Source organism: uncultured Chitinibacter sp., from assembly GCF_945957625.1.
Taxonomy (GTDB): domain Bacteria; phylum Pseudomonadota; class Gammaproteobacteria; order Burkholderiales; family Chitinibacteraceae; genus Chitinibacter; species Chitinibacter tainanensis.
Genome location: NZ_CAMFLP010000007.1, coordinates 61,870 through 85,868, shown reverse-complemented (window position 1 = coordinate 85,868; position 23,999 = coordinate 61,870). Strand labels below are relative to the sequence as shown.

The 23,999-nt window shown below is 56.4% G+C and carries 18 protein-coding genes; 7 read left to right on the top strand and 11 right to left on the bottom strand.

What is annotated here, in order from left to right:
• The first annotated feature begins 5 nt into the window (after positions 1 to 5).
• From ubiE to QV747_RS09910, 4 genes are read left to right on the top strand one after another with little or no spacing between them, the layout of a single operon-like run.
• Positions 6 to 743 carry a bifunctional demethylmenaquinone methyltransferase/2-methoxy-6-polyprenyl-1,4-benzoquinol methylase UbiE gene (ubiE, locus tag QV747_RS09925; RefSeq protein WP_047392627.1) on the top strand — a complete coding sequence of 246 codons (738 nt, stop codon included), beginning with the start codon at positions 6 to 8 and terminating at the stop codon, positions 741 to 743.
• Entirely contained in the window at positions 743 to 1,318 is a 576-nt protein-coding gene (locus tag QV747_RS09920) for an SCP2 domain-containing protein (RefSeq protein ID WP_047392624.1), read from the top strand. Before ubiE ends, QV747_RS09920 begins: the two co-directional genes overlap by 1 nt.
• Entirely contained in the window at positions 1,318 to 2,841 is a 1,524-nt protein-coding gene (ubiB, locus tag QV747_RS09915) for a ubiquinone biosynthesis regulatory protein kinase UbiB (RefSeq protein ID WP_273429827.1), read from the top strand. The genes QV747_RS09920 and ubiB overlap by 1 nt, the downstream gene beginning before the upstream one ends.
• A gap of 17 nt (positions 2,842 to 2,858) precedes the next feature.
• Positions 2,859 to 3,491 (top strand): hypothetical protein, encoded by a 633-nt coding sequence (locus tag QV747_RS09910; RefSeq protein ID WP_273429828.1) that lies wholly within the window; start codon positions 2,859 to 2,861, stop codon positions 3,489 to 3,491.
• Positions 3,492 to 3,515: 24 nt separating this feature from the next.
• On the opposite strand, the gene QV747_RS09905 is transcribed toward QV747_RS09910, so the two are convergent.
• The 11 genes from QV747_RS09905 to QV747_RS09855 form a co-directional block, all read right to left on the bottom strand.
• Entirely contained in the window at positions 3,516 to 3,956 is a 441-nt protein-coding gene (locus QV747_RS09905) for a type IV pilin protein (RefSeq protein WP_273429830.1), read from the bottom strand.
• Positions 3,956 to 8,668, bottom strand: coding sequence for a pilus assembly protein (locus QV747_RS09900; RefSeq protein ID WP_273429831.1), 4,713 nt, complete (start codon positions 8,666 to 8,668; stop codon positions 3,956 to 3,958). The genes QV747_RS09905 and QV747_RS09900 overlap by 1 nt, the downstream gene beginning before the upstream one ends.
• A gap of 11 nt (positions 8,669 to 8,679) precedes the next feature.
• Positions 8,680 to 9,207 (bottom strand): PilX N-terminal domain-containing pilus assembly protein, encoded by a 528-nt coding sequence (locus QV747_RS09895; protein ID WP_047392615.1) that lies wholly within the window; start codon positions 9,205 to 9,207, stop codon positions 8,680 to 8,682.
• A 9-nt stretch (positions 9,208 to 9,216) separates the two neighbouring features.
• On the bottom strand, positions 9,217 to 9,993 hold the full coding sequence (locus tag QV747_RS09890) for a PilW family protein (protein WP_273429833.1): 777 nt from the start codon (positions 9,991 to 9,993) through the stop codon (positions 9,217 to 9,219).
• 8 nt (positions 9,994 to 10,001) lie between these two features.
• A complete protein-coding gene (gene pilV, locus QV747_RS09885; RefSeq protein WP_028449996.1) occupies positions 10,002 to 10,652 on the bottom strand; it encodes a type IV pilus modification protein PilV in 651 nt (216 codons plus the stop codon).
• Between the two features lie 9 nt (positions 10,653 to 10,661).
• Positions 10,662 to 11,186: a GspH/FimT family pseudopilin gene (locus QV747_RS09880; protein WP_273429835.1), complete on the bottom strand. Its 525-nt coding sequence runs from the start codon at positions 11,184 to 11,186 to the stop codon at positions 10,662 to 10,664.
• A 472-nt stretch (positions 11,187 to 11,658) separates the two neighbouring features.
• On the bottom strand, positions 11,659 to 13,557 hold the full coding sequence (locus QV747_RS09875; RefSeq protein ID WP_273429836.1) for a bifunctional diguanylate cyclase/phosphodiesterase: 1,899 nt from the start codon (positions 13,555 to 13,557) through the stop codon (positions 11,659 to 11,661).
• A 107-nt stretch (positions 13,558 to 13,664) separates the two neighbouring features.
• Positions 13,665 to 16,469, bottom strand: a complete 2,805-nt coding sequence (locus QV747_RS09870; RefSeq protein WP_273429838.1) for a valine--tRNA ligase — start codon at positions 16,467 to 16,469, stop codon at positions 13,665 to 13,667.
• Between the two features lie 176 nt (positions 16,470 to 16,645).
• Positions 16,646 to 18,730, bottom strand: coding sequence for a hypothetical protein (locus tag QV747_RS09865; RefSeq protein ID WP_273429840.1), 2,085 nt, complete (start codon positions 18,728 to 18,730; stop codon positions 16,646 to 16,648).
• Complete coding sequence (locus QV747_RS09860; RefSeq protein ID WP_273429842.1) at positions 18,705 to 19,154, bottom strand: DNA polymerase III subunit chi; 450 nt, start codon at positions 19,152 to 19,154, stop codon at positions 18,705 to 18,707. The genes QV747_RS09865 and QV747_RS09860 overlap by 26 nt, the downstream gene beginning before the upstream one ends.
• A 63-nt stretch (positions 19,155 to 19,217) precedes the next feature.
• Positions 19,218 to 20,681 (bottom strand): leucyl aminopeptidase, encoded by a 1,464-nt coding sequence (locus tag QV747_RS09855; protein WP_273429843.1) that lies wholly within the window; start codon positions 20,679 to 20,681, stop codon positions 19,218 to 19,220.
• A 77-nt stretch (positions 20,682 to 20,758) separates the two neighbouring features.
• Here QV747_RS09855 and lptF point away from each other — a divergent pair, with 77 nt between their 5' ends.
• The 3 genes from lptF to galE are packed head-to-tail and all read left to right on the top strand — an operon-like array spanning position 20,759 to position 23,944.
• Positions 20,759 to 21,820: an LPS export ABC transporter permease LptF gene (gene lptF, locus QV747_RS09850; protein ID WP_273429845.1), complete on the top strand. Its 1,062-nt coding sequence runs from the start codon at positions 20,759 to 20,761 to the stop codon at positions 21,818 to 21,820.
• A gap of 1 nt (position 21,821) precedes the next feature.
• Positions 21,822 to 22,895, top strand: a complete 1,074-nt coding sequence (gene lptG, locus QV747_RS09845; RefSeq protein ID WP_273429847.1) for an LPS export ABC transporter permease LptG — start codon at positions 21,822 to 21,824, stop codon at positions 22,893 to 22,895.
• Between the two features lie 35 nt (positions 22,896 to 22,930).
• The gene (gene galE, locus QV747_RS09840) at positions 22,931 to 23,944 is read left to right on the top strand and encodes a UDP-glucose 4-epimerase GalE (RefSeq protein ID WP_273430020.1); all 1,014 of its coding nucleotides are present in this window, start codon (positions 22,931 to 22,933) and stop codon (positions 23,942 to 23,944) included.
• Positions 23,945 to 23,999 lie beyond the last annotated feature (55 nt).

Genomic DNA, 23,999 nt, shown 5'->3' with positions numbered 1-23,999 from the left:
AAGCAATGAGCGACGCGAAAACCCACTTCGGTTTTTCTACAGTCAACGAATCGGAAAAAGCGCAAAAAGTCGCTGAAGTTTTCCATTCGGTGGCTCAAAAATACGATGTAATGAATGACCTGATGTCCGCAGGTCTGCACCGGGCTTGGAAGTTTTTCACCATTGAAACCAGTGGCGCCAAGGCCGGTGATCGGGTGCTGGATATTGCTGGCGGCACCGGCGATTTATCCAAGGCCTTTGCCAAAAAAGTGGGTAAATCGGGGCAGGTGTGGCTGACCGATATCAATAGCTCGATGCTGGGCGTAGGCCGTGATCGCCTGCTGGATTCCGGATACCCCCTCCCGGTAGCTCAATGTGATGCAGAAAAGCTGCCGTTTCCAGACGAATACTTCGATATTGTTTCGGTGGCGTTTGGCCTGCGCAATATGACGCACAAAGATGCCGCGCTGAAAGAAATGTGCCGCGTGCTCAAGCCCGGCGGCCGTTTGCTGGTACTGGAGTTTTCCAAAGTATGGGCACCACTCAAGCCGGCTTACGATCTGTATTCATTCAAACTGCTACCGCTGATGGGCAAACTGGTGGCCAATGATCCCGATTCTTACCAATATCTGGCCGAATCCATCCGCATGCATCCGGATCAGGAAACCCTGAAAACCATGATGCGCGATGCGGGCTTTGGCCGCGTGGATTACCACAATATGACCGGTGGCGTGGTGGCGCTGCATAAAGGGACCAAATTCTGATGCTGCTGGCGCGCTTGCTCAATCATTTGCTGGCGCAAGCGCCAGAGCAGTTGCAGGCCCTGCAGCCGCTGGCCGGGCGGAGCTTTGCGCTGCAGCTACCGCTGCTCACTGCCACCGTGGTGGTGATGCCCGATGGCCGCTTGGCTGATTCGCAAGCGGAGCCGGAAGCTACGCTGACGTTGCCAACGGCGTACTTTCTTACCCGGCTCACCGACCCACAAGCCGCATCGCGGCAAGTGGTACTGGCGGGCGATCCGGATTTGGCCGCCCGCGCCGGGGCTGTGCTGGGCGCGCTCGCCTGGGATGCGGCCGAAGATCTGTCGCGCTGGACTGGTGATATTGTGGCGCATCGGGTCGTGCGCTCAGGGCAAGCGCTGGCGCAATGGCCCTTGGCAGCTGGTGAACGGCTGGCCACGGCCGCGGCAGAGTACGCGCGCGATGAAGCGCGCTGGCTAGTGCGTAAAGAGCAGGTGGCCGACTACTGTAGCGCGGTGGATACCTTGCGGCACGATGTGGCGCGACTGGAAAAACGGCTGGCCCGCCTACAGGCGCGGCTGGCGGACAAAGGCGAATAATGCTGCGTTTTTTTCGCATTCTGTATGTGATTGTCCATTTCGGGCTCGATGAATTTTTGCTGGGGCACGAGCGTGTACGTGGCCTGCGGCAGCTGATCGGCGCGCTGTTTTTCTGGCGAAAATTACCCGACAGCCGCGGTGTGCGTTTGCGGCTGGCGCTGGAATCACTGGGGCCGGTGTTTGTTAAATTTGGTCAGGTGTTATCGACCCGCCGCGATTTATTGCCGCCTGATCTGGCCAATGAACTGGCCTTGCTGCAAGACCGAGTGAAGCCCTTTGCCTCGGAACTCGCCATTCGGCAAATCGAAACCAGCCTGAATCAGCCGTTGGCGGAGCTGTTTGCCGAGTTTGATGCCACCCCGGTGGCTTCTGCCTCGGTCGCGCAGGTGCACCGCGCCCGGCTGCATGCCCCTGAGGGGGGGCAAGGGCGGGCGGTGGCAGTGAAAGTGTTGCGCCCGGGTATTTTGCCGGTGATCGAAAGCGATTTGGCTTTGCTGCGCATGCTGGCGCTGTGGGTAGAAAAGCTATTTGCGGATGGCAAACGCCTGAAGCCCCGTGAAGTGGTGGCCGAATTTGATCGCTATCTGCACGATGAGCTGGATTTAATGCATGAAGCGGCCAATGCCAGCCAGCTGCGGCGCAATTTTAAAGACTCCGATCAGCTGATCGTGCCCGAAGTGTTTTACGACTATTGCGCGCGCGAAGTGCTGGTGCTGGAGTGGATGGATGGCATTCCCATCGGCCGCATCGACGAGCTTAAAGCCGCGGGCATGGATTTGAAAAAGCTCAGCCGCTACGGGGTGGAGATTTTCTTTAGCCAGGTATTTCGCCATGGTTTTTTCCATGCCGATATGCATCCGGGCAATATCTTTGTGGCGCCGGATAACAGGTATATCGCGCTAGACTTTGGTATTGTTGGTTCGCTGAGCGATACCGATAAGCAGTATCTGGCGATTAACTTTCTCGCCTTTTTTAATCGCGACTATCGGCGGGTGGCGACGGCGCATATCGAGTCGGGCTGGGTGCCGAAAGAAACCCGCGTGGAAGAGCTGGAAGCTGCGGTGCGCACGGTGTGCGAGCCCTTCTTTAATAAGCCGCTGAGCCAGATCTCGTTTGGTTTTGTTTTGCTGCGGCTGTTTGAGACTTCGCGCCGGTTTAATGTGGAAATCCAGCCGCAACTGGTGTTGCTGCAAAAAACCTTGCTCAATATTGAAGGGCTGGGTCGCCAGCTCGATCCAGATCTGGATTTATGGCAAACCGCCAAGCCATTCTTGGAGCGTTGGATGAATGAGCAAATCGGCTGGCGCGGTCTGCTCACCACGCTCAAACATGAGGCGCCGCAGTGGGCGACCTTGCTGCCGACTTTGCCGCGCAAGCTTAACGAAGTCCTGAACCAAAACCACACCGAACTCTTGCTGGCGGGCTATAAAGGGCTGATGTGGGAGCAGAAAAAGCGCAATTATCTGCTGGGGCTGATCGCCGCTCTGCTGGCCGGCCTGCTTGCGACAATTTGGTGGTACTAACTCGGGAAGCAGATGGCATGCAGCGGCGCAGCTTGGCTCCATCGGTATTGCGCCACTGGCTGGCTCCCATCGCGCTCTCGCTCAGTGTGCATGGGCTGCTGCTGTGGGCTTTACGCCCGGATTCGGGGTGGAGTGTGCCGTGGCCGGCAGCTACTACGGGCGGGGTAGAGGCGCTGAGTGTGAGCTTGGCTGCACCGCCTTCGGCTGAGCAGACTGCCGCCGAATCAGCGGCAATCCCTTTACAAAATCTGGCCGACCCAACTGCATTCACCGCCGCCGCCTTGCAGCCGTATCAGCCGGCCCTTGATCTGCTCGCTAGTGCACAACTAGCGTCAAACTCGGTGGAGCAGTCTGCTGCCAGCATGGGGGCGCTGCCCAGCCCTGCGCCAGAGCGACAAGAGGCGGTGGCATTGAGTGAGCCGCAATTTGTATCCAGTGACTTTGCCCGCAGCCCTGCCGAGCTCGTGCTGGAGCTGGAGATTGATGCCACCGGCCTAGTGCAACAGATTCACGTGCTCAGCGGCAATATCCCCCCCGAAGAGCGCCACTCCATTTTGCGTAAAGTGGGCGCCATGAAATTTCGCCCAGCCATTGAAAATGGACTGGGCGTCGCTTCCAGCAAAACCTATCGAGTTGAATTTACCCACTAAGCCTGCGCCGAGCGGTGCACGTGTTTACCAGTTGTCTTCACCGGTATCGGCGGTATCGCCATCGTTATTTTTATCCCAGGCTTTGCGACCGGTGTGCCGTAGCTCCAAAATGCCGTTGCCACTTTGCGCGCCTTTGGGGGTGGCGGTGAGTGTGAAGGTGGAGCCATCGGCACTGCAGTTACTCATCGCGATATCGTAATACTTGGTGCTGCCATCAATTGGCGACTCGGTATACGGTGGCGTTGGGCAGGTGGATGACGCCGAGTAGCGGCTGTTTTCGGTAAAACGCCGCTCCAGAATTTGTGCGCTTTGCATTAGCACCCCTTGTGCATCTGCCCGCCGGGTTTTGCGCACGTAATCCTGATAGTTCGGGATCGCGATCGCGGCCAAAATGCCGATCACCGCCACCGTGATCATCAGCTCGATCAGCGTAAAACCGCGTTGTGCCGCCAATGTGCATGTCATTATTTGATTACCTCGCTCCAGTTCACCGGTACAACCACCCGTGAGTCACACACATTGATCTGGGTGGCATTGCCTAATGGATCAACGTCGATGGCTTTCTCACACGCGCTGGTGGATTTCTTACCGTTATAGTTGCGGCCAAAGCCCCGTTCATCATTCAGGCCGGAAGGAATCGAGCCTTTGATGGTAGTTGTCCCGTTCGGGGTGGAGGTGGTCGACAAAAAGCCGACATTATTAATGCTAACTTTGGTGCCTGTGCCGCTATTGGTAATCACAAAGCGTGGGCGCGATTGACCGCCATCATCCAGATTCAGTGCCATCAGCCCCGATTTAGAGGTAAATGCGCAGCTGTTGCTCACGTCTTCGGCTGGCGTCATGGTGTTAAAAATCACTGTGCCGCCCGAAATCCGTGGCATCCCGACGTGACGCTCTTCCCCAAGTGGGAAATTGGCATACCAGCCATATTGAATGCCAGCTGTATATTTATTGTCATCGGAGCAATTACTTTGGAAAGTGCCGTCCTCTTTTTTCGGCAGGATACAGCGGTATTTCTCAATGTCGCTGAGCAGCAAGCCGGGGATGTTGAATTTGGTCAGATCAGCGCTGTTGAACTGGGCAATTCTTTGCTCGACTAGGCTGGTGAGCGCAGGAGGGGTGTAGCTGCTACCCACTGCGGCATTGGTCATTACCCCATCGCTACCGATGCTCAGTTCTGGATCAACAATGCCATAGACACTATTGGTATCTGCTTGTCCGGTACAACTGCTGTTATAACGGTCGCAATCTTCGTAAAACTTGCCAGTGCCGAAATACACCATCAGCCGTTTATTGGTGATGCTGAGTGATGATTCGGCTTTTTTCTCCATGGCGATCGCCGGTGGGCTCACAATCGATTGCGCCTTATCACTCCGCACGGCACGGAACATCGGTTTACCACCGAGGCCGACCCGCCATTGCGCGGAGTTGGTGCTGCTCACATCAAATTTCCACAGATTGCCAAACATATCCCCGGCATAGATGTAATCAGCGGTGCCATTGCTATCAATATCGGCTGCAGTTGGGGCTGACAAACCATTGCTATTACTGAAAAGGCCATTATTGCCGGCGATGGTGGCATCGACTGTCAGTTTCACAACTTTACCGTTCCACCCACTGCTGCCCGGGCCAGAAACATCCAGCATAAATAGGGTGGCACTACCCGTGGTGCTGTTGAAACCATTGCCGGTAATTACATACCATTTGCCATCATTCATCTTGGTAATGAGCGGGCTATATGGTTGGTAACCCATATCCGGGCTGCCTTTGGCGGTGTCGTTGCTATTGAAAAACTCCCAGCGGGTGACGCTAGAAATTACCGACGAACCCACGCTCAGCGGATTACTAATATCCAATGCAAACAGCCCTTTGCCGCCAAAACCGGCAGTAGCGGCCAGTAGGGTGCGCCAAGTGCCATCGTCGGTTTTTACATCTTGCACGGCGGTTTGGCCATTCAGGTAATACTCGTGGCTATATGATTGCTCTTCGAGTTTGCGCAGCTTGTCGAATACAAAAGAGGGAATATAGCCAAAGCGCTCACGGCCATTGTGTTCCTGGTTGGTGACCACATCGTCCATAAAGGCGTGATACACCCCACCATTGGCGCCGGCATACACGAAATTAATCCGGCTGGCCTGTTGGTTGGCAAACGCTGCGTAGCCTGTATCGGCATAATAGTCGGCGCGCGGTACTGGCCCCACCGCGTAGGGCTGAGCGTCCAGAATGTCAGCAATGTAGTTGGTTTCATTCCCGACTTGTTCGCGCACCCGATATTTACCGCTGGTGGTCCCTTCGTTGCTGTTGTCGCCACGGATGTATTTGGCGCGCGCTTCCATGCGCGGGGTTACCACAAAGCCACCAGGGTCGCCATCTGGGTAATTGAGCGCTGCTTTTTGCGCCGATGAGAGTTGCGCCATTTCGGCGGCTGCATCAAAGGCACGGCCAGTGCGGGTGTCTGGGTTCCAAGACATCAACACCCGTTCGATCGGTGGAATCAGTTTGCCGGGGTCGTTAGCATCCCAGTACGTCGTACTCAGTTGCAGGCTATCGGTATTCAGCGCCAGCGCCGACAGATTACCGCTCCATTGATTGGCTCTGTAGGCGGTACGGTAAATCCGGTACTCCGAACTTTGCGAACTACTGCCGGCGGTGCTACCTACCGGTGCACTGGAGCGGGCGGTGGCGTCAATCCGTGAGAATGCCCGATCTAGCTGCTCTTTCAGTTTTAGTGGATTAGTGACAAGAAAATAATTGTCAGGAACACCGTCACCATCCGCATCCCACTCGGCCACATTGTCTAGTACATTTCTTTTTGGTTTGTCCTCCTCCTCGTCATCAATAAATCCGCCATATTTAGCGGCGTACCAAAGTGGTGACTTCAGATCGGTGATGGTGCTCGCCGAACTATTGGGTGTGAAGATACGGGTGTCGGTGAGTGCACTCATATTGCCGGTGGCGCCGAATGGCGTGCCCGATGGGTTGCCAGTAGTGGCGGGCAGCGCATCCATCCAGTACTTCACGTTATTTCCGCCTATGTCTTTAACCACGAGATATACGCCATCTTTGGTCGTACCAGAGACGACATAACCCATGTGCTGATCAATCCCGCCTGCGGCGTAGGTTGAATTGACCTTTACTTCGATGGTGTTGTTGGCCAAGAGGCGAATTTCGTATTCGGCAATGGCATCCATATCATGGTCACCACCATATTCCACATCTTCAAAGTTGATGCGGAATTTATAGTAAGGGCGGCCAGCATTGATCGACGTATCGGTGGCAAAGCCGGGTACATTGCGGATGGTGTCGATGTAAAAATCGACAATCTGATTGGTCGGGCGATAGTTGGTGCTGTCACCAGTGCCACCACCGTTCGAAGGTGATTTGGCAAACGGCGTGAAAACTACTTTCTGGCCAGCCACCGGAATCTCGATTTTGGGCAAGGCTGAAGCCAACGCAATTGAGAAGGTGCTAACTATCTGTTTTGAAGGGGCTGCATTAATGTCATTTTTACGGGCGAACTCAGCAACAGCCGCACTGTAAAAAGTACCTGCTTTGCCTGGTTCTTCAGGTAAGCCTCTTAAGCCGAAGAAACTTGTTGCTGTTTTAGTTGTGGGCGCTTGGTTGTTGTTGCTCCCATATTCACCAATGATGACATTTCTTGGCCCCTCACCAAACTCTGCTTTCCACATGTTATCCAGAGTCTCTTGAATTTTGAACTCGCTACCATTGAGCGTGGCATTACCCAGATCGCCGTCGAAATTCGGGAAAATATCGGATATCAATGTAATCACGGGCTTGGCGCAGACGTGGTTGCGGCGTTGCGTACCATTCATGCCATAGGGGTCGGTCCAGGCGGCGACCGAGAGGCCAACGCCGGCGCCTTTGGCATCGCTGGTATAGCCGGCGCTACCACCGGCATAGTATTTCACGGTTTCCCACAGCATTTCTGCTACCGGGTTGCCCCAGCTACTGCAACGGCCATTGTTCAGTTGCTTTGAAAACGCATCGCCATATCTACAATCGTTGTCATTAGTGCTGACACCATAGTATTCGCGACTATTGGAAAAACCCTCGATCCGCATCTTGTCGATATTGCGGATAATGCCAACGGTGCTGGTGAAGGTGCCATCGCTAGCGTTGATTTCATCACTGATGCTACCGATATTTTTACGCAGTACCCCGCCTTGGGTGTTGTCTGAGTAACTGCCGGTAAAGAGCCCGAAGCGCATACCACCGGCATCGCCGTATTGCTGGATCAGGCCATAGGGCTTGTAGGAGGTGCCGTAGCGCTTGCACTCGTCTTCGAGCAGACCGGTTTTGCAGACTTGTACGCGCACGACATAATCAGTGAGATCGCTGGTCGGGATGTCCACGCGGTTATTCGAACCATCCGCATATTGGGTATCCGCCACCGGGCGCTCGATACTGACCCATTCCCATACCCGGCGGTTGCTGTCTTTAATGGTGCGCAACAGCGGTGGGTTGAGATAGCTGGTTTGGCAGCCATTCGGGGTGCAGCGCGTGGTGTTGGCAAAGAGGTGGCGCCGACCGGATGCAGGTGAAGCCATTGGGGTATAGTCCTGAATGTCATAGCCATCAAAGGCTACGCTCATATACTCCTTGCCCCAGCTGTGCGCATCCTGCGGAATGAATGTGCGCTCTAGCACGGTGTCGCTGGCGGTATCTGTGCTGCGTTTGCCGCCATATAAGACCCGGCGAATGGCATCAATCCGTGAGGTGGTGAGGTAATTGAGGAAGTCACCACTCCAGCGCGCGCTGCTGAAACTGCGGCATTTTTTATTGCTGGTGGTGTTAATGGGTTCAAAGCGCGAGTTACTGCTGTTGTAGCTGTAGCACTTATAGCTATCAAAATAACCGTAGTAATCGATCTTGAAGTTGCCTTTGCCTTCGCCATAGCCGGGTTTGACACGCCAGCCTTGGTAACCCACATCGTAAACGCCATCCCCATCCAGATCGGATGCGTCGTTGTAGGCCTCGTAATACAGCCGATGATCTTTACCCAACACCAGCATATTCAGTGGTGGTTCATTGGATGACTGATATAGCGGGGTGAATGGGTCGCGCCCGCCCTGGGTTAGGTTATTCAGTGCCACCGCCTGCGCGAATGCGGGCAGAAATAGCAGGCTGAGCATGAGAGATAAAGTGGTGCGTTGCATGATCAGACTCCTTAGCTCTCGCAAGCTTTGACAATCGATTTCAGTAATACCGAGCTATTGGCGTCGGCGCCGGTGCCTTGCGCCCAGACTTCGTAATAGGTGCAGTCGCCCTGAACATTGTTATTCATATCGCGAATCGCCCAGCGCGGCTGAGCGGCTACGCCAGCTACGGTCTGGGTGATGGCCGTGTTGCCACCTTTGATCTTGTTGCAGCTGGTGTTGTCGATGGCGCAGGTGCCCGTGCCACTACCCCAGTTGGTACTATTGAGCAGGTAGGTTTTGGTGGCGTCTTCTTTGTTGCACAGGCCATTACTGCAGCCTGAGGCTGGAAAAATCACTTCTTCTGTTAACTGGGCTTGCGCACGGCGCATGGCCAGCTGGGCCATTTCAAATGCTTGTGCACGGGCGCGGTTATTCCCGGCCGAGTGCTCCCGTAAGGTCGCGCTGCGGACGGCGTAGACCACCGTGATGGTGATCGCCACCAGAAACACAATGCTGGTGATCAGCACAAAACCATGCTGGGTATGCGTTGAGCGCATGTGGCCTCCCTAATTGGTCTTGTTACGCAAATACAAAGTGGTCGAGAAGGTGCGGTAGAGGTGACCGTCACTATCGTCCACTGATTGCTGTGCGTGGTTAGGGAAATCGCAGTTCAGGTAGGTTTTGCCCGAGCTGCTCACGGTAATTTTGTCGTCACTGCTACGCACGACCATACAGGCGCGTACCGCATAGACATTGGCCCAGTTGGTGGGGCTGTCGGTGTAGCTATCGGCCAGCCGGTCGCCATCGCTGTCCACGCCATAGGTGAGCTTGAAGTCAATGATATTGTCCGCCAGCACCTGCGAGTCAGTCACTGTTGTGCCGGCGGTATTCAATGTGCCGCAGCTGAGCTGATTGTTTTGAAAGCTGAGCCGATAGGCATATTGCTGGTTGAGTTTTAGTGTCGGGTAATCGGCATTGCCGCTCGTGTCTTGTGCGCAAGTCACCATATTGCCTTCGGTGTCACCGAGAAAGCGCAGGTCGACGCTGGTACTGGTGCCTTTGATAAAGGCGCCTGCGGTCATGCCATAGCCAGCCGGAAAGGCGGTGGCCGCCGCCGCAGTCATATTGGCGGTATTTTGAAAGCCCGCCTGATAAATCATGCGTTGCAAGGTCGCGAGCGCATATTTGCCATCTTCGGTCATCCGGGCCAGCGCAGTCTGGCTGCGAAAGGTTTGCCGGGTTTGCAGATAAATATTGGCGATCCCCAGTGTGAGCAACAAAGCCAGCGTTAAGCCGACCATCAGTTCAACGAGGGTAAAGCCGGATTGGCGAGGTTTAAACATGCTGCCCCCTAGGAAATCGTCAGCGAGAAGCGGGTTAGATCCGGGGTGGGATCCTCTTTGGTCGGCTTTTCGTCCTGCCACCAAATTTTGACAACAAAGGGTGCTGTCGCGTAGGCCGCATTAGTGCTGGGTAGGCAGCCGGTTTTGGCCGCAAAATCTTCACTGGTGCTATCGCGCACGGGTTCAGTGCCGTCGTCCGGCGTGGTATCACGGCAAATAACCGCCCCACCAGTACTACCGAGGGGTAACGATGCCGCCACGAGGTCAAGCCAGGCTGCGAGCTCCGCGCGGGCGAGGGTTGTACTATTGCTGCTGCTTTCTGGGGTGTACCCAGTGGCATTGGCACAGCCGAAACGGCTGGTGGTGGTATTGAAGGTGCAGGTAAAACGGGCGTAGTCGGGTGATTTGGGCAGCAGTGGTGCGCCAGTGCCGTAGTAGCGGGCATCTGCGCCCGCTTCGGTGGAGGCGATGGTTTTGGCCCGATTGGCCTGTACCTGCTCAGCCAGACTGCTGGCTAAATCGCTGGCCACTGAGCGTAAATACGAGCTTTGCGTCGCGCGCAGCGAATACGCTTGCAACGAGGCTAGCCCCAAAATCCCTACCGCCAGTACCACTAACGATACCAGCACCTCGATCATGATCATGCCACCTTGTTTCATTGCGGGCTCCTAGCTGCAGGTTGTGCCCAGATCACGACGGATGCGGCCAACCTTGTCGACCGTTACTGTGCGTGCCTTGGCGCCGCTGTTACATAGGGTAAACACGGTATCGCTGCTGCCGGCTAACACCACTGAACGAAAGCGCAGCGCTTTGGTGTTGTTACTCACGCTGATGCTGCTGACGTTTTTCACAGCATGGCCGATCTGCAGCAGTGTCTCGCCCGAGTCGTAGCTACTGTCGCCATCTGCATCCAGGAAAACGAGCCAGCCTGTTGTCCAGTTGGGCGTGCTGGTGACGCAAGTAGGCGTATCGGCCGTTGGGTTGGCCGAGTTGCAGACCGAAATACTGGCGCCACGTTTGATCGCCTCTGTTTTGGCGTAGCTAAACACATTCAGCAGATCTTCTGAGGCGCCGCTCAGGGCACTGTTTTTGGCAAACATGGCTAAGCTGGGGGCGGCAATCCCGGCAATAATGCCGAGCAAGGCCACCACGATCATCATCTCGATGAGTGTGAATCCGATTTCTTTGCGCACTGGGATATCCTCTATTTTTCAAAATATTAGAATATTCTGATTTTCAACGTAAATAGGCGCGATACCCTTAATGAATAAACCATCTTGACGCGAAGCCCAATTTGGGCTGCTTAACGTGAGGCTTTGGCGAATGGAAGGTCGGCAGGCGAAGCCTGTGTAAGTTATTGCGAGATTAAGTAAGGGCGAGCGCGGTGGGGTGTGCGGGTGCTGATGATTTTAATTGCATGATTTTTATGTGTTTTTATTGTCATCTTTGCTGCTTGTTCGTATAAGGGTGGCAAAGTGTAACAAGATCAGCCGCTGGTGCCGCAGCACCTGCCGTTTGGCGGGTGTCTGAACAAAAAGTGCTGGAATATTGCGCTGATAAGGCGATGTGTTTCTAAAAAGAAACACTTTGGAGGGGCGGGGGAGCCGCCTGAAGTGAAATGGCCCTCAGGCGAATCGATGGCCGGTGCGCGCCGGCTATTGCCGATTAGGCTGCCGGCGAGGGGCTGGCTTGATGCTGCAGCACATAGCGTTTGAACTCGCTTGCGGTAATCGCTGGCGACCACAAAAAGCCCTGGCCTTGCTCGCACCCGAGCTCTTGCAACTTAGTGAGGGTGCGGGTGTCCTCAATCCCTTCTGCGATCAGGTGTAGATTCAGGCTGTCTGCGACTTGAATAATCGCCCGCACAATGGCCTCATCGTGCGCATCATCGCTCAGGCGGCGGATAAATGATTGATCAATCTTGAGACGCTCGACTTCAAAATGCTTGAGGTAGCTCAGATTGGAATACCCAGTGCCAAAATCATCAATCGAAAAACTGATGCCTAGGCTACGTAGATTTTGCAGAATGGTTTTCAGGTGGGCCGAGTCTTCCAGTAGCAATGATTCGGTAAGCTCTAGCTCCAGCAGGTGTGCGGGTAAACCGGTTTGTGCGAGGGCGTGATTGATTAGCTGCTCCACATCGCCACGGCGAAATTGGATCGGCGAGATATTAATCCCGACCACTAATTCACCGAGGCCTTCGTCTAGCCAACACTTGGCCTGCCGGCAGGCCTCCAGCACAATCCATTCACCCATCTCAACGATTAGCCCAGAATTTTCTGCGACCGGGATAAACTTCCCGGGTGGGACTAAGCCGAGCTCGGGGTGGCGCCAGCGCACCAGCGCCTCCGCGCCGATAATTTGGCCGCTGCGCAAATCAAATTGGGGTTGGTAGTGCAGGGTAAATTCTGATTTGATCAGCGCCACGCGCATTTTTGAGGCCAGCTCGAGTTGCTCCGTGGCCTTGGTGTTCATGCTGTCATCGTAAATCCGGAATGCATTGCGCCCGGCGCCCTTGGCCCGGTACATCGCCATATCGGCTTTTTGCAGCAGGCTATCAAAGTCATCCTGCTGATCGTGGGCAACGGCGACACCGATCGAGCAGGTGGCAGTAATGTTCAGCGGGCCGAGGGCCAGCGGCTCGGCCAAACGCTGAATCACCTGCTTGGCAATATCAGCGGCGATGTCCGGTGCCGGAATGCATTCCAGAATAATCAAAAACTCATCCCCGCCCTGGCGCGCCACCGTATCGCTCTCACGCACGCAGGTTTGCAACCGCTCGCTCATGGTGAGCAGCAGCTGATCGCCGGCGGCGTGCCCCAAGGAGTCATTGATGGTTTTGAAGTTATCCAGATCGATATACAGCAAGGCGGTTTGCTTGTGCGCGCGGCGAGCCAAAGCCAAGGCGTGCTCGCAGCGATCGCGCGCCAGTAGCCGGTTGGGCAGCTTGGTGAGTGCATCGTGGCTAGCGAGGAACTCCACTTCTTTTTGAGAGCGTCGCACGCGTTGATTTTCGCTGCGCAGCGAAGCCAGGGCATGGCGAAAATCGCGCATGATTAGCGCAATGCTCATGCTCACCGTCACCATAATCAGGGTGACATCAATCCAGAATGGCCAGCCGGGAAGTGCATCCTTGGCTATGCGCCAGCCTTGTGCCTCGGCAATCACCAGCAAGGTGATATTGAGCATGATCAGTGCAAACTCAAGCCAGAATAGCCATGGTGCGCACAGTAGGCCGGTAAAAACCATGAGGGCAGGGTAGGCCAGTAGCGTCGGGTCGTGGGTGCCGGTGCTTAGCCAATGAATGGCCGCCAGCACGGCCAGTAGGCTGAGGGTGAAGGTGGAGGATGCAGCTTGGGTATGGCCGCGTTTGGCCATGCCGTAGGCGCCTAGCGTCAGCACCGCGCCACTCACCAGTAAAATGGCATCACGCCAGTTGCCAAAAAACACATTGTGCGCGCTGCTGATCAGCAGGGCCACGATGGTAATGGTTATAAATTGCCCGAGCCGTCGCCGGCGGATGCCTTCCGTGTTGGGGTCAGAGCTGAGCAGGTATTTGCGCATGCGGGCGGGTGGTCAGAGTGAGGGCTTATGCTTATCGGCAATGCGCCGCATTATTAAAGGGCTGGGCGATAAAAAACGGCCCGAAGGCCGTTTTTTGTAGCGCAATTTTATTGCAATTTGGCCAGTTGCGCGGCCAGTTTCGCCAGTTTGTCATCCAGCTCGGCCAGCTGTGCCCGGTCTTTTTCTACCAAGTGTGCCGGTGCTTTGTCGGTGTAACCTGGTTTTTCCAGCTTGGCTACCAGCTTGTCGCGGGTGTCGGTGGTTTTGCCGATTTCCTTATTCAGGCGGGCGGTTTCAGCGGCTTTATCCACTTCCACTTTCAGCATCATGCGCGTGGTGCCGGCGACGGCCACAGGCGCATCATCGGCGGGCAGCGCGGCCACTATATTCACTTCCGACAGTTTGGCCAGCGGCTTCAGATAAGGCGCAAACTCGGCCATCTCTGTGCTGCCTTCGAGGAACATCGGCACTTTTACTGCTGGAGATAAGCCCATTTCGCCGCGCAGGTTCCGGGCGGCAAAGGCCAAGGCTTTCAGCGTTTCGACCTTGGCGTCGGCGACCGCATCCACCCGTGATAGATCTGCCACCGGCCATTGAGCCAGCATCAGTGATTCGCTGTCTTTTTTGCCGGCCAGCGGAGCCACGGTTTGCCACAGCTCTTCGGTAATGAACGGCATGATCGGATGCGTGAGGCGCAGAATCGTCTCCAGTACCCGGATCAGCGTGCGGCGGGTAGCGCGCTGCTGCGCTTCGGTACCAGTTTGGGTCGATACTTTGGCTAGCTCAATGTACCAGTCGCAGTATTCGTTCCAGACAAACTCGTAAATCGCTTGTGCGGCCAAGTCAAAACGGAAGGTGTCGAGCGCTTCGGTGATCTGGCTTTCGGCTTGTTGCAGGCGGCCAATAATCCACAGATCGGGGAAGCTGTAATCCAGCTCGGCGCCATCTGCCAGACCGCAATCTTTGCCTTCGATGTTCATCAGCACAAAGCGGGTGGCGTTCCAAATCTTATTGCAGAAATTGCGATAGCCTTCGCAGCGTTTCTGGTCAAAGTTGATCGAGCGGCCCAGTGAGGCCAGCGACGCAAAGGTAAAGCGCAGCGCGTCCACACCGTAGGCCGGGATGCCATCAGGGAATTCTTTTTTGGTTTTTTCGGCGACTTTGGGCGCTTTCTCTGGGCGACGCAGACCGGTGGTGCGTTTTTCCAGTAGCGGCTCTAGCGCAATGCCATCGATCAAATCAACCGGATCCAGCACATTGCCTTCGGATTTGGACATTTTCTGCCCTTCCGCATCACGCACCAAGCCATGCACATACACATGCTTGAACGGCACTTTGCCAGTGAAATGCGTGGTCATCATAATCATCCGGGCCACCCAGAAGAAAATAATGTCGTAGCCGGTCACCAGCACGGATGATGGCAAGAACGCCGCCAATTCCGGTGTTTCCTGCGGCCAGCCTTGGCTAGAGAACGGCACTAGTGCCGAGCTAAACCAGGTATCCAGCACGTCGTCTTCGCGGCGCAGCGTTTTGCCCGGGGCTTGCGCCTGGGCTTCGGCTTCGGTGCGGGCGACATACACTTGGCCATCTTCGTCATACCAGGCCGGAATCTGATGACCCCACCACAGCTGGCGGCTGATACACCAATCCTGAATATTATTCAGCCAGGCGTAATAGGTATTCACCCAATCGGCAGGCACAAACTGCACTTCGCCGTTTTTCACCACGTCGAGGGCTTTGTCGGTAATGCTGCGGCCATCCTCGGTCGGTTTGCTCATCGCCACAAACCATTGATCGGTCAGCAGCGGCTCGATCACGGTGCCAGTACGGTCGCCGCGTGGCACCATCAGTTTGTGCGGTTTGGTGTCCAGCAACAGCCCTTGTGCTTCCAGATCAGCCAGCATGGCTTTGCGGGCTTCGCCGGTGGTGAGGCCGGCGTAGGCAGCCGGTAAATCGAGACTGCCCAAGGCGGCACCGTCAAAGCTGAAGATCTGGGCTTTGGCCAGAATCGTCGCTTGCAGGCTCATCACATTGATCAGCTGGGTGTTGTGGCGTTTACCCACCTGATAGTCGTTAAAGTCGTGGGCCGGGGTGATTTTCACAAAGCCGGTACCGAAGGCTTTATCCACATATTCATCGGCGATGATCGGGATCTGCCGGCCGGTGAGCGGCAGCTCAACCCGTTTGCCCAGCAGATGCTGATAGCGCTCGTCGTCCGGCGCAATCGCTACGGCCACGTCACCCAGCAGGGTTTCCGGGCGGGTGGTGGCCACGATGATGAATTCATCCGAATCCACCACCGGATATTTGATATGCCACATCGAGCCGTTTTCTTCTTCGGAAATGACTTCCAGATCGGAAATGGCGGTGCCCAATTTGGCATCCCAGTTCGACAGGCGTTTGCCGCGGTAGATCAGGCCTTCGTTGTACAAACGCACAAAGGCTTCGATCACGGCGGTCGACATGCTGTCGTCCATGGTGAAGTATTCGCGATCCCAATCCACCGAAGCGCCCATGCGGCGCATTTGCTGGGTGATGGTATTGCCCGATTCCTGTTTCCATCCCCAGACTTTGTCGAGGAAAGCGGCGCGGCCTAATTCATGGCGGGAAGTGCCTTTGGCATCCAGTTGGCGCTCGACCACGATCTGGGTGGCGATCCCTGCGTGGTCGGTGCCCGGCAGCCACAGGGTGTTTTCACCCTTCATGCGGTGGTAGCGGGTCAGACCATCCATCACGGTCTGGTTGAAGGCGTGGCCCATGTGCAGCGTGCCGGTCACATTGGGTGGTGGCAGCTGAATGCAGAAGGCCTCGCGGGCGAGGTCCATATTGGGCTTGAAGTAACCCTGGCTTTCCCAGAACGGATACCAGCGTGATTCGATATTCTGTGGTTCGAAGCTCTTGGCGAGTTCCATGTCGGCGTGCTCAAAAATACGCGAAACCTAAGATTATACGTCAGTTGCGCAAGTGGGTGCGCGTGGCGGCGGCGTGAGGTGCTGGATAGGGGGCTGGGTAGTAGTTTGGTGAGTGGGTATTGCCGCAGAAGCCTTTATTGATGAGCTTTGGCAGGCAATACCCTTAGTTTACGAGCTTAAAGTAGGCCTTTGCTGCGCAGCTCGGCCTGCACCAACTCGCTAATGCGCGGCGCGAGCTGGGCTTCCAGATCAAGGCTGATCTGGGTGGTGAGCTTGCGGAGCGTTTCTTCATACAGCTGATTCATCAGCGTACTGAAATGCTGTTTAGCCAGCTGCTCGACTTCGCTGGCGATATCTATCGCCAGCTGCGCACCGACCATGGCCGTGATGTCATCAACTGCATGCTGATTGAGCGTTGGGGGTATGGCTTTGCTTGGCTCATCCGGTAAGGCTGCTGTGGCGATACTGGCAGGGGTATCGTGGCCAACCGGCTGCGGTTCGGGGGCGCTGCCTGCTGCGGCAAGTGTTTGCGGTGGCAGCTCAGGTGTGGGGCTTGCCGTTTCCGCGGTGGCCGGCAACGGGGCTGAGGTTGTGCTTTCGGTGCTTGCTTCAGCCAGAGCCGGGGCGGCGGCAAGGGGGCGCACCGCTGGCTCGATAAAGCTCAGGCTGGGTTCGCTGGCATCCAGATCAATATGCGCTTGCGGCGCGGCCGGAGCAGCGTATAAAACCAGCTCTTCTTCATCATCCCAATGCAGGCTGGCGCTGGACGGTGTGGTATTGGGTTGCGGTGATTTGCTCGCTTCAAAGCTGACGGTGGCGGCGGGTGGCAAATCGGGCACAGCGGCCCATTCCATCGCGCCGGCGGCGGACGCGGCGGGTTGCTCAGGCGCGGCCAGCGGTGAAGCGATGCGATGTGTACCGTCCGCTATGGCGTCAGGTGTTTCTGCTCCTGCGCTTGCCGCTGGCGTTGAAGCTAACCCGGCAATCATGCCGGTGTTGGTAACGGTTTGCTCTAGAGGGGCATCGTTCAGGCTAAGGGCCGTGGCCTCCAGCGCGGGCACTGCCCACTCGGTGAGTACGGGCGCGGCGGGCGCCAGATCGGCAATGGTCAGGTGGATTTCATCCCCAAGACTAATGCTGAGTTCATCCTCAGTCGCCAGTGTTGGTATTGGCTCGCTGGCCAAATTGGAGGTGGCCGGCAGGCTGAAGTCTGAACTGCTGGCTAGATCGGGCTGAGCGGCGTTTGGCTGGGGTTCGGCACGCAGTGGTTCTGCGTGCAATGGCGATGCTGCCGGCGGCTCAGTCAGTATTGCTGGTGGCGCAATTTCGATGACTTCGCTCTGTTCGGGCGCAAGTGCGATCTCGGCATCGGCCACGCTCAGCGTGGTGTCGTCTTGCAGCTCTGAATTGTTGTCTAAGGGCTGGAGTAGCGCGTCCAGATCGAGTTGCGGAATTTCTGCAGCTGCGGCGCTGGTTTGCGCCAGCACTTGCTGGAAATCACCAATCGTCACCGGCTCCGCCACGCTCAGGGTGGGCAGCTCGTCCAGCGGCAATACCAAATCGGTAGCGATAAATTCCGGCTCGACCAGCGCTTCCGGATCGCGCGGGGTGTGGATGGCCAGCTCAGGCAAATCCAGCAACTCGCGGGGGGGCTCGTTCAGGGCGGTGAGATCGAGCAGCGGCAAATCCAGAAATTGCGGCGCACTGTGATTGGGTGTCGCGGCGGCCGTTGATGCGCTAGGGATGGTGAAGCTGGGGGCGCTGCTTTTCGGGCTTGGCGTATCAATGCGTGGCCAGCGGGCGGCGGTTTCGGGCCGGGTTTGGCTGGCTGGGGCGTTGGCAGGTTTCACCTGCACCGCAGGCACTACCGCGGGCTCGGCCGGTACGGGGGCATTTGCTTGTGCTTCGGCGCGGGCCGGGTTGGGGCGAAATGGCAGCGGTTCGATATCGAGCGGAGGCTTGGCTTTGCTCGCGACCAGCGGAATCTCGGCATCGAGATGGCTAATGTCCGGCTCGCGATGATCGTGCACCCATTCGCGCTCCAGATGGGCGATTTTGTCGGCCAGATCGAGCTCAACCACCTCGGTCAGCGCGGGAATATCATCATCACTGACCGGCTGCGGGGCGCGGGCCACTTCGGTGAGGACCGGAATATCATCCTGCTGCGGGGCGGCACCATGCCGATGGCGGGCCATCAGGGCATCCATCTTGTTAAAGAGTGGATTGACCGAATCGTCAGCCGGCGGATTCTGCTCGGGCACGGTATAGCTCCTGCATGTCGGTGCCCTGCGGCGCGTAGCCTAGTTGTTTGTAGGCAGTCCAGCGCTGGCGGGCGGCCAGTTTTAGGTCTTCATCAGTATCGACAATTTCGATCAGACGGGCGCAGCGTTCAAGCTGGGTGACAACATGGTCAGTCCAGTTGAACAGCACATCGCGATCGTGCAGCAATTCTACCCGGTGATCAATCACGATGGGTGTTAGCCCGACCATTGCATCATCGGCGGCACAGTGGGGCAGAAAGCCAGTGGCGGGTACTTCCCACAATAGGCGATCCAGCGCGGCGCTGGCAGCGGGCGAGCCGGTGAGGATCCACACCGATTTGCCAGCGGCAATGGCTTTGCCTGCCAGTTGGCACAAGGCGCTTTCACGCGAGCTTACATTAAAATAAAACGAGATTTCGGTCATTGTGTGCTGGGTATTGCCTTGCAGGCTTTGTCGAAAATGGCCTGCAAGGCAATACCCTAAAGGTTACAGATTGCTCAGGTATTTCAGCAACAAAGGTACTGGCCGGCCAGTGGCACCTTTGGCTGCACCTGATTTCCAGGCCGTGCCGGCGATGTCCAGATGCGCCCATTTTTGCTCTTTCACAAAGCGTGAGAGGAAGGCGGCAGCGGTAATCGAGCCGGCTGGGCGGCCACCGATATTGGCCATATCTGCAAAGTTGGATTTGAGCTGCTCTTGATATTCATCGAACAGCGGTAGCTGCCAGGCTTTGTCATCGGCTTGTTTGGCCGCTTTGAGCAGGGCGTGCGCCAGCTCGTCGTCGTTGGCAAACAGGCCGGTGGTGGTGTGGCCCAACGCAATAATGCAGGCGCCAGTGAGGGTGGCAATGTCGATCACGCTGGCGGGCTCGAAACGCTGTACATAGGTCAGCGCGTCGCACAAAATCAGCCGGCCTTCGGCGTCGGTATTCAGAATTTCGACCGTCTGGCCACTCATGGTAGTGACGATATCACCCGGTTTGGCGGCATTGCCCGCTGGCATGTTTTCGCACGCGGCAATCACGCCGACCAGATTGATTTTCAAATCCAGCTCGGCCACAGCGCGGAATACGCCCAGCACGGTCGCGGCGCCGCACATATCGTATTTCATCTCGTCCATGCCTTCGCCAGGCTTGAGCGAAATGCCGCCTGAATCAAAGGTGATACCTTTGCCGACCAAAGCCACGGGCTTGGTTTTTTTATCGGCATTGCGGTATTCCAGCACGATCAGCTTCGGTGGCACGACCGAGCCTTTGGCCACGGCGAGGAAGGAATCCATTTTCAGTTGTTCGAGCTCTTCCTGCTCCAGCACGTGTGCCGAGAAATCAAACAGCTCGGCCAGTTGCACGGCGGTTTCGGCCAGATAAGCCGGGGTGCAGACATTCGGTGGCAAATTGCCCAGATCGCGGGTCAGATTCATGCCATGGCCCAGCGCCAAGCCATAAGTGAGGCCAGCTTCTACTTCGGCCAGATCGGCTTTTTTCGGCGCCAGTAGGCTGACGGTGGCTAGTTTGCTGGCAGGGGCTGGCTCAGATTTGAACTGCTCACAGCGATAGGCTTCCAGCATCAGGGCGTTTACCACTTCTTGGGCTACGGCTTGCTGGTCTTGTTTTTTGTAGCCGGCGGCGCTCAGGGCCACGCAGACGCTGGTGTTGCTGCTGGCAAGCAGGGCTTTGGCCAGCGCACGCGCGGTGTCACGTACGGCCGCTTCGGTGGGTTCTTTACCCAATTGCGCCAGAATGACGCGTTTGAAATCCAGGCCCGCTGGGAGGCCAAGGCTCAGTACGGCACCGGCTTTGGCGGCCAGCTCGCCATCTTGAATCGCCTGGCTCAGAATGCCGCCGGCGGTGATATCCAGTTCCTTGCCAAAGGCGGGTAGCTTTTCACCGCAAACCGGTAATACTAAACAATCCGCAGATTCGGGGGCGGGGGAAACTATGGTAAATTCCATCTTTGCTGCTCCGGGGCAATTTCGATAACCAATCGATTATTCACTTCCACCACCGTCAAGTCAAAAGACAATCGCCGATGCTTTTTCGCAAAACCCTGATCCATGAAATGACATGGCTGGCCTTTGGCCTGTTTATTGTTTTGCTGCTGATCGTAATGACCTCGCAAGTGGTGCGCCTATTGGGCGAGGCCGCGCTGGGCGCCCTCGCTAGTTCCGCCGTGTGGGCGGTGATGGGTTTTACCGCCGTGCGCTACTTGCCCCTGCTGTTTTCCCTGATGTTGTTTATTACCATCCTGACCGTGATTACGCGCTTGTGGCGTGATCATGAGATGTTTGTCTGGTTTTCGGCCGGGCGCTCGATTTACAGCTTCATCCCGCCGGTTTTGCAGCTGGGGGTGCCGGTGGTGCTGTTGATCGCCGCCTTGTCGCTGATCGTCTCGCCCTGGGCGCAACTCAAAGGACGCGAATACCGCGAAACCAGCCTGAAAAACGAAGAAGTGACCCAAGTGGCCCCCGGGGTGTTTCGCGAATCGCGCAATGCCGATCGGGTGTACTTTATCGAGAATTTTTCCAGCGAGCGCGGCGAGGGCGAAAATGTATTTATGCAGATTCGCCGCGACGGCAAGCTGACCACCGTGCTGGCCGAGCAGGGCGGAATTGAGGTCGACGATAATGGTGATCGCTGGCTGTGGCTGAAGCAGGCGAAATCATACCAAGCCGCACCCGGTGCGGCGCAATACGATATTCTGGCCTTTAGCGATGGCAAAATCCGTCTCGATGAGCCTAGCCGCCCAGTGACGAGCCCGGCGATTGAGGCCATGCGCACCAGCGAGCTGGTGAAAGAGCTCACCCCCCAGCGCTGGGCCGAGTTGCATTGGCGGCTAGCGCTGCCGATTCAGGCGTTGATTTTGTTGCTGGCGGCGGTGCCGCTAGCGTTTGTCAACCCGCGCGGCGGGCGCTCGTTCAATATTCTATTCGCGGCCTTGCTGGCTTTTTCGTATTACAACGCCATGAATGTGCTGCAGGCCTGGATTGCCACGGGCAGAGTGCCAGGCTGGCTGGGGATGTGGCCACTGCACGCTGCGGCGGCGCTGCTGACGGTTGGGCTATATGTGTGGCGTAGCAAGGTAAGGGGCTGAAATGAGCCGGTTAGGGCGTTATGTATTAAGCACCATTAGCTGGTATGTGTTGCTCACCTTGCTGGTGCTGTTGGGGCTATTTGTCTTTTTTGATCTGATTGGCGAATTGCGTGATGTGGGCAAGGGCAGCTATCAGTTTCAGCATGCGCTGGTGTATGTCTTGCTCAGTGCCCCATCCCGGGCCTATGAGCTGCTGCCGGTGTCTTTATTGATTGGCAGTATCTTTGCGCTGTCTAGCTTGGCCGATACCTCGCAGATGACGGTGATGCGCGCGGCGGGGGTGTCGATGCTGCGGCTGGTGCGCTGGCTCGTCGTGGGCGGCGTGGCCTTTGGTGCGCTCACTTTTGTCACCGGCGAATATCTGGCGCCGGTCAGCAATGACGCGGCGACGCGCTATCAGGTGGCCGCCAAAGAATCATTACTGTTTGGCCGCTTTCGCTCTGGCGTCTGGGTGAAAAACGATGATCAGATCATCAATGTGGCTGCCATGCAGCCGGATTTCACCCTGCAGGGCTTGCGCATTTACGTGCACGATCACCGCCATCAATTGCTTAAAACCTTAGATGCTGAGCGCGCGGTATACCAAGGCGATGGGCAATGGCAGCTCGAAAACGTGGTGCAGACACGCTTTTTTGTCGATCAGGTGCAAGTAAGCAAAGCCGCCCAATCGGCGTGGACTAGCTCGCTGGACCCGAAAATGCTGGCTGTGCTGATGATCAAGCCCAAAGAAATGGCCGTCTCGGCTCTGGCCCAATACATCGACCACCTCAAGCAAAACCGGCAAAGCACCACGCGCTACGAGCTGGCGATGTGGAGCAAGATTTTTTATCCGGTGGCCTGTGTGGTGATGATGCTGATCGCCTTGCCGTTTGCGCTAGGTCAGCGCCGCAGTGGCAATGTGGGTGTGAAGATCTTCCTAGGGATTTTGCTGGGCGTCACGTTTAATTTTATTAACCAAATGATGGCGTATATTGGCGAGTTGTATCGCTTGCCACCACTCTTGGCGGCGATGTTGCCGACACTGGCCTTAGCCCTAGTGGCCGGCTATTTCCTCTGGCGACAAGAACGCACCTAACACAATCACGATCTGAATTTTTGGATACCCCTACTATGTATGTCTTGCTAACTGGCGGCGCAGGTTATATTGGGTCGCATACCTATATTGAATTGGTCAAGGCTGGCTTTAAGCCGGTGATTTTTGATAATTTTTATAATGCCAAACCGGAAGTGCTTAATCGCCTGCAGACGATTTTGGGTGAAGAGATCCGCTGCATTCAGGGCGATATCCGTGATCGTACTGCCATGGCGGCGGCGTTTGCGCAGTATGCGTTTTCAGCTGTGGTGCATTTTGCCGGCTGGAAAGCGGTGGGCGAATCGGTGGCCAAGCCGCTGGAGTATTACGACAATAATGTCGTCGGTACGCTGCGCCTTTTGGAGGCAATGAAGGCTGCTGGAGTTAAAAATCTGGTGTTCTCATCCAGCGCTACCGTGTACGGCGACCCGCACACCGTGCCGATTCTGGAGCATTTCCCGCTCTCGGCCACCAATCCGTATGGCCGAAGCAAGCTGATGATCGAAGACATGCTGCGCGATTTACGCGTGGCCGAGCCTGAGTGGAACATCGCCCTGCTGCGTTATTTCAACCCGGTGGGCGCGCATGAATCGGGCCTGATTGGGGAAGACCCCCAAGGCATCCCAAATAATCTGATGCCATTTGTGGCGCAAGTAGCGGTGGGTAAGCGCGAAAAATTATCGGTCTTTGGTGGCGATTACCCAACGCCGGATGGCACTGGTGTGCGCGATTATATCCATGTGGTCGATCTGGCCATCGGGCATGTCAAAGCGCTGCAAAAACTGGCCACTCAGCCGGGCAATGTGACGGTGAATCTGGGTACGGGCAATGGTTATTCCGTGCTGGATATGGTCAAAGCATTTGAAACTGCCTCGGGCCGCACGGTGCCGTATCAGATTGTGGCGCGGCGGCCGGGCGATATTGCTGCGTGCTACGCTGACCCGCAAGCCGCCTTCGAGCAGCTGGGCTGGCGCGCCGAGAAAAATCTGCAAGACATGTGCAATGACAGCTGGCGCTGGCAAAGCCAGAATCCGCAGGGCTACGGCGACTAATTCCTCGCCCCAGCAACCCGCAAGCTTCCGGCTGACTTCGCTCGCGCGTTCTAGC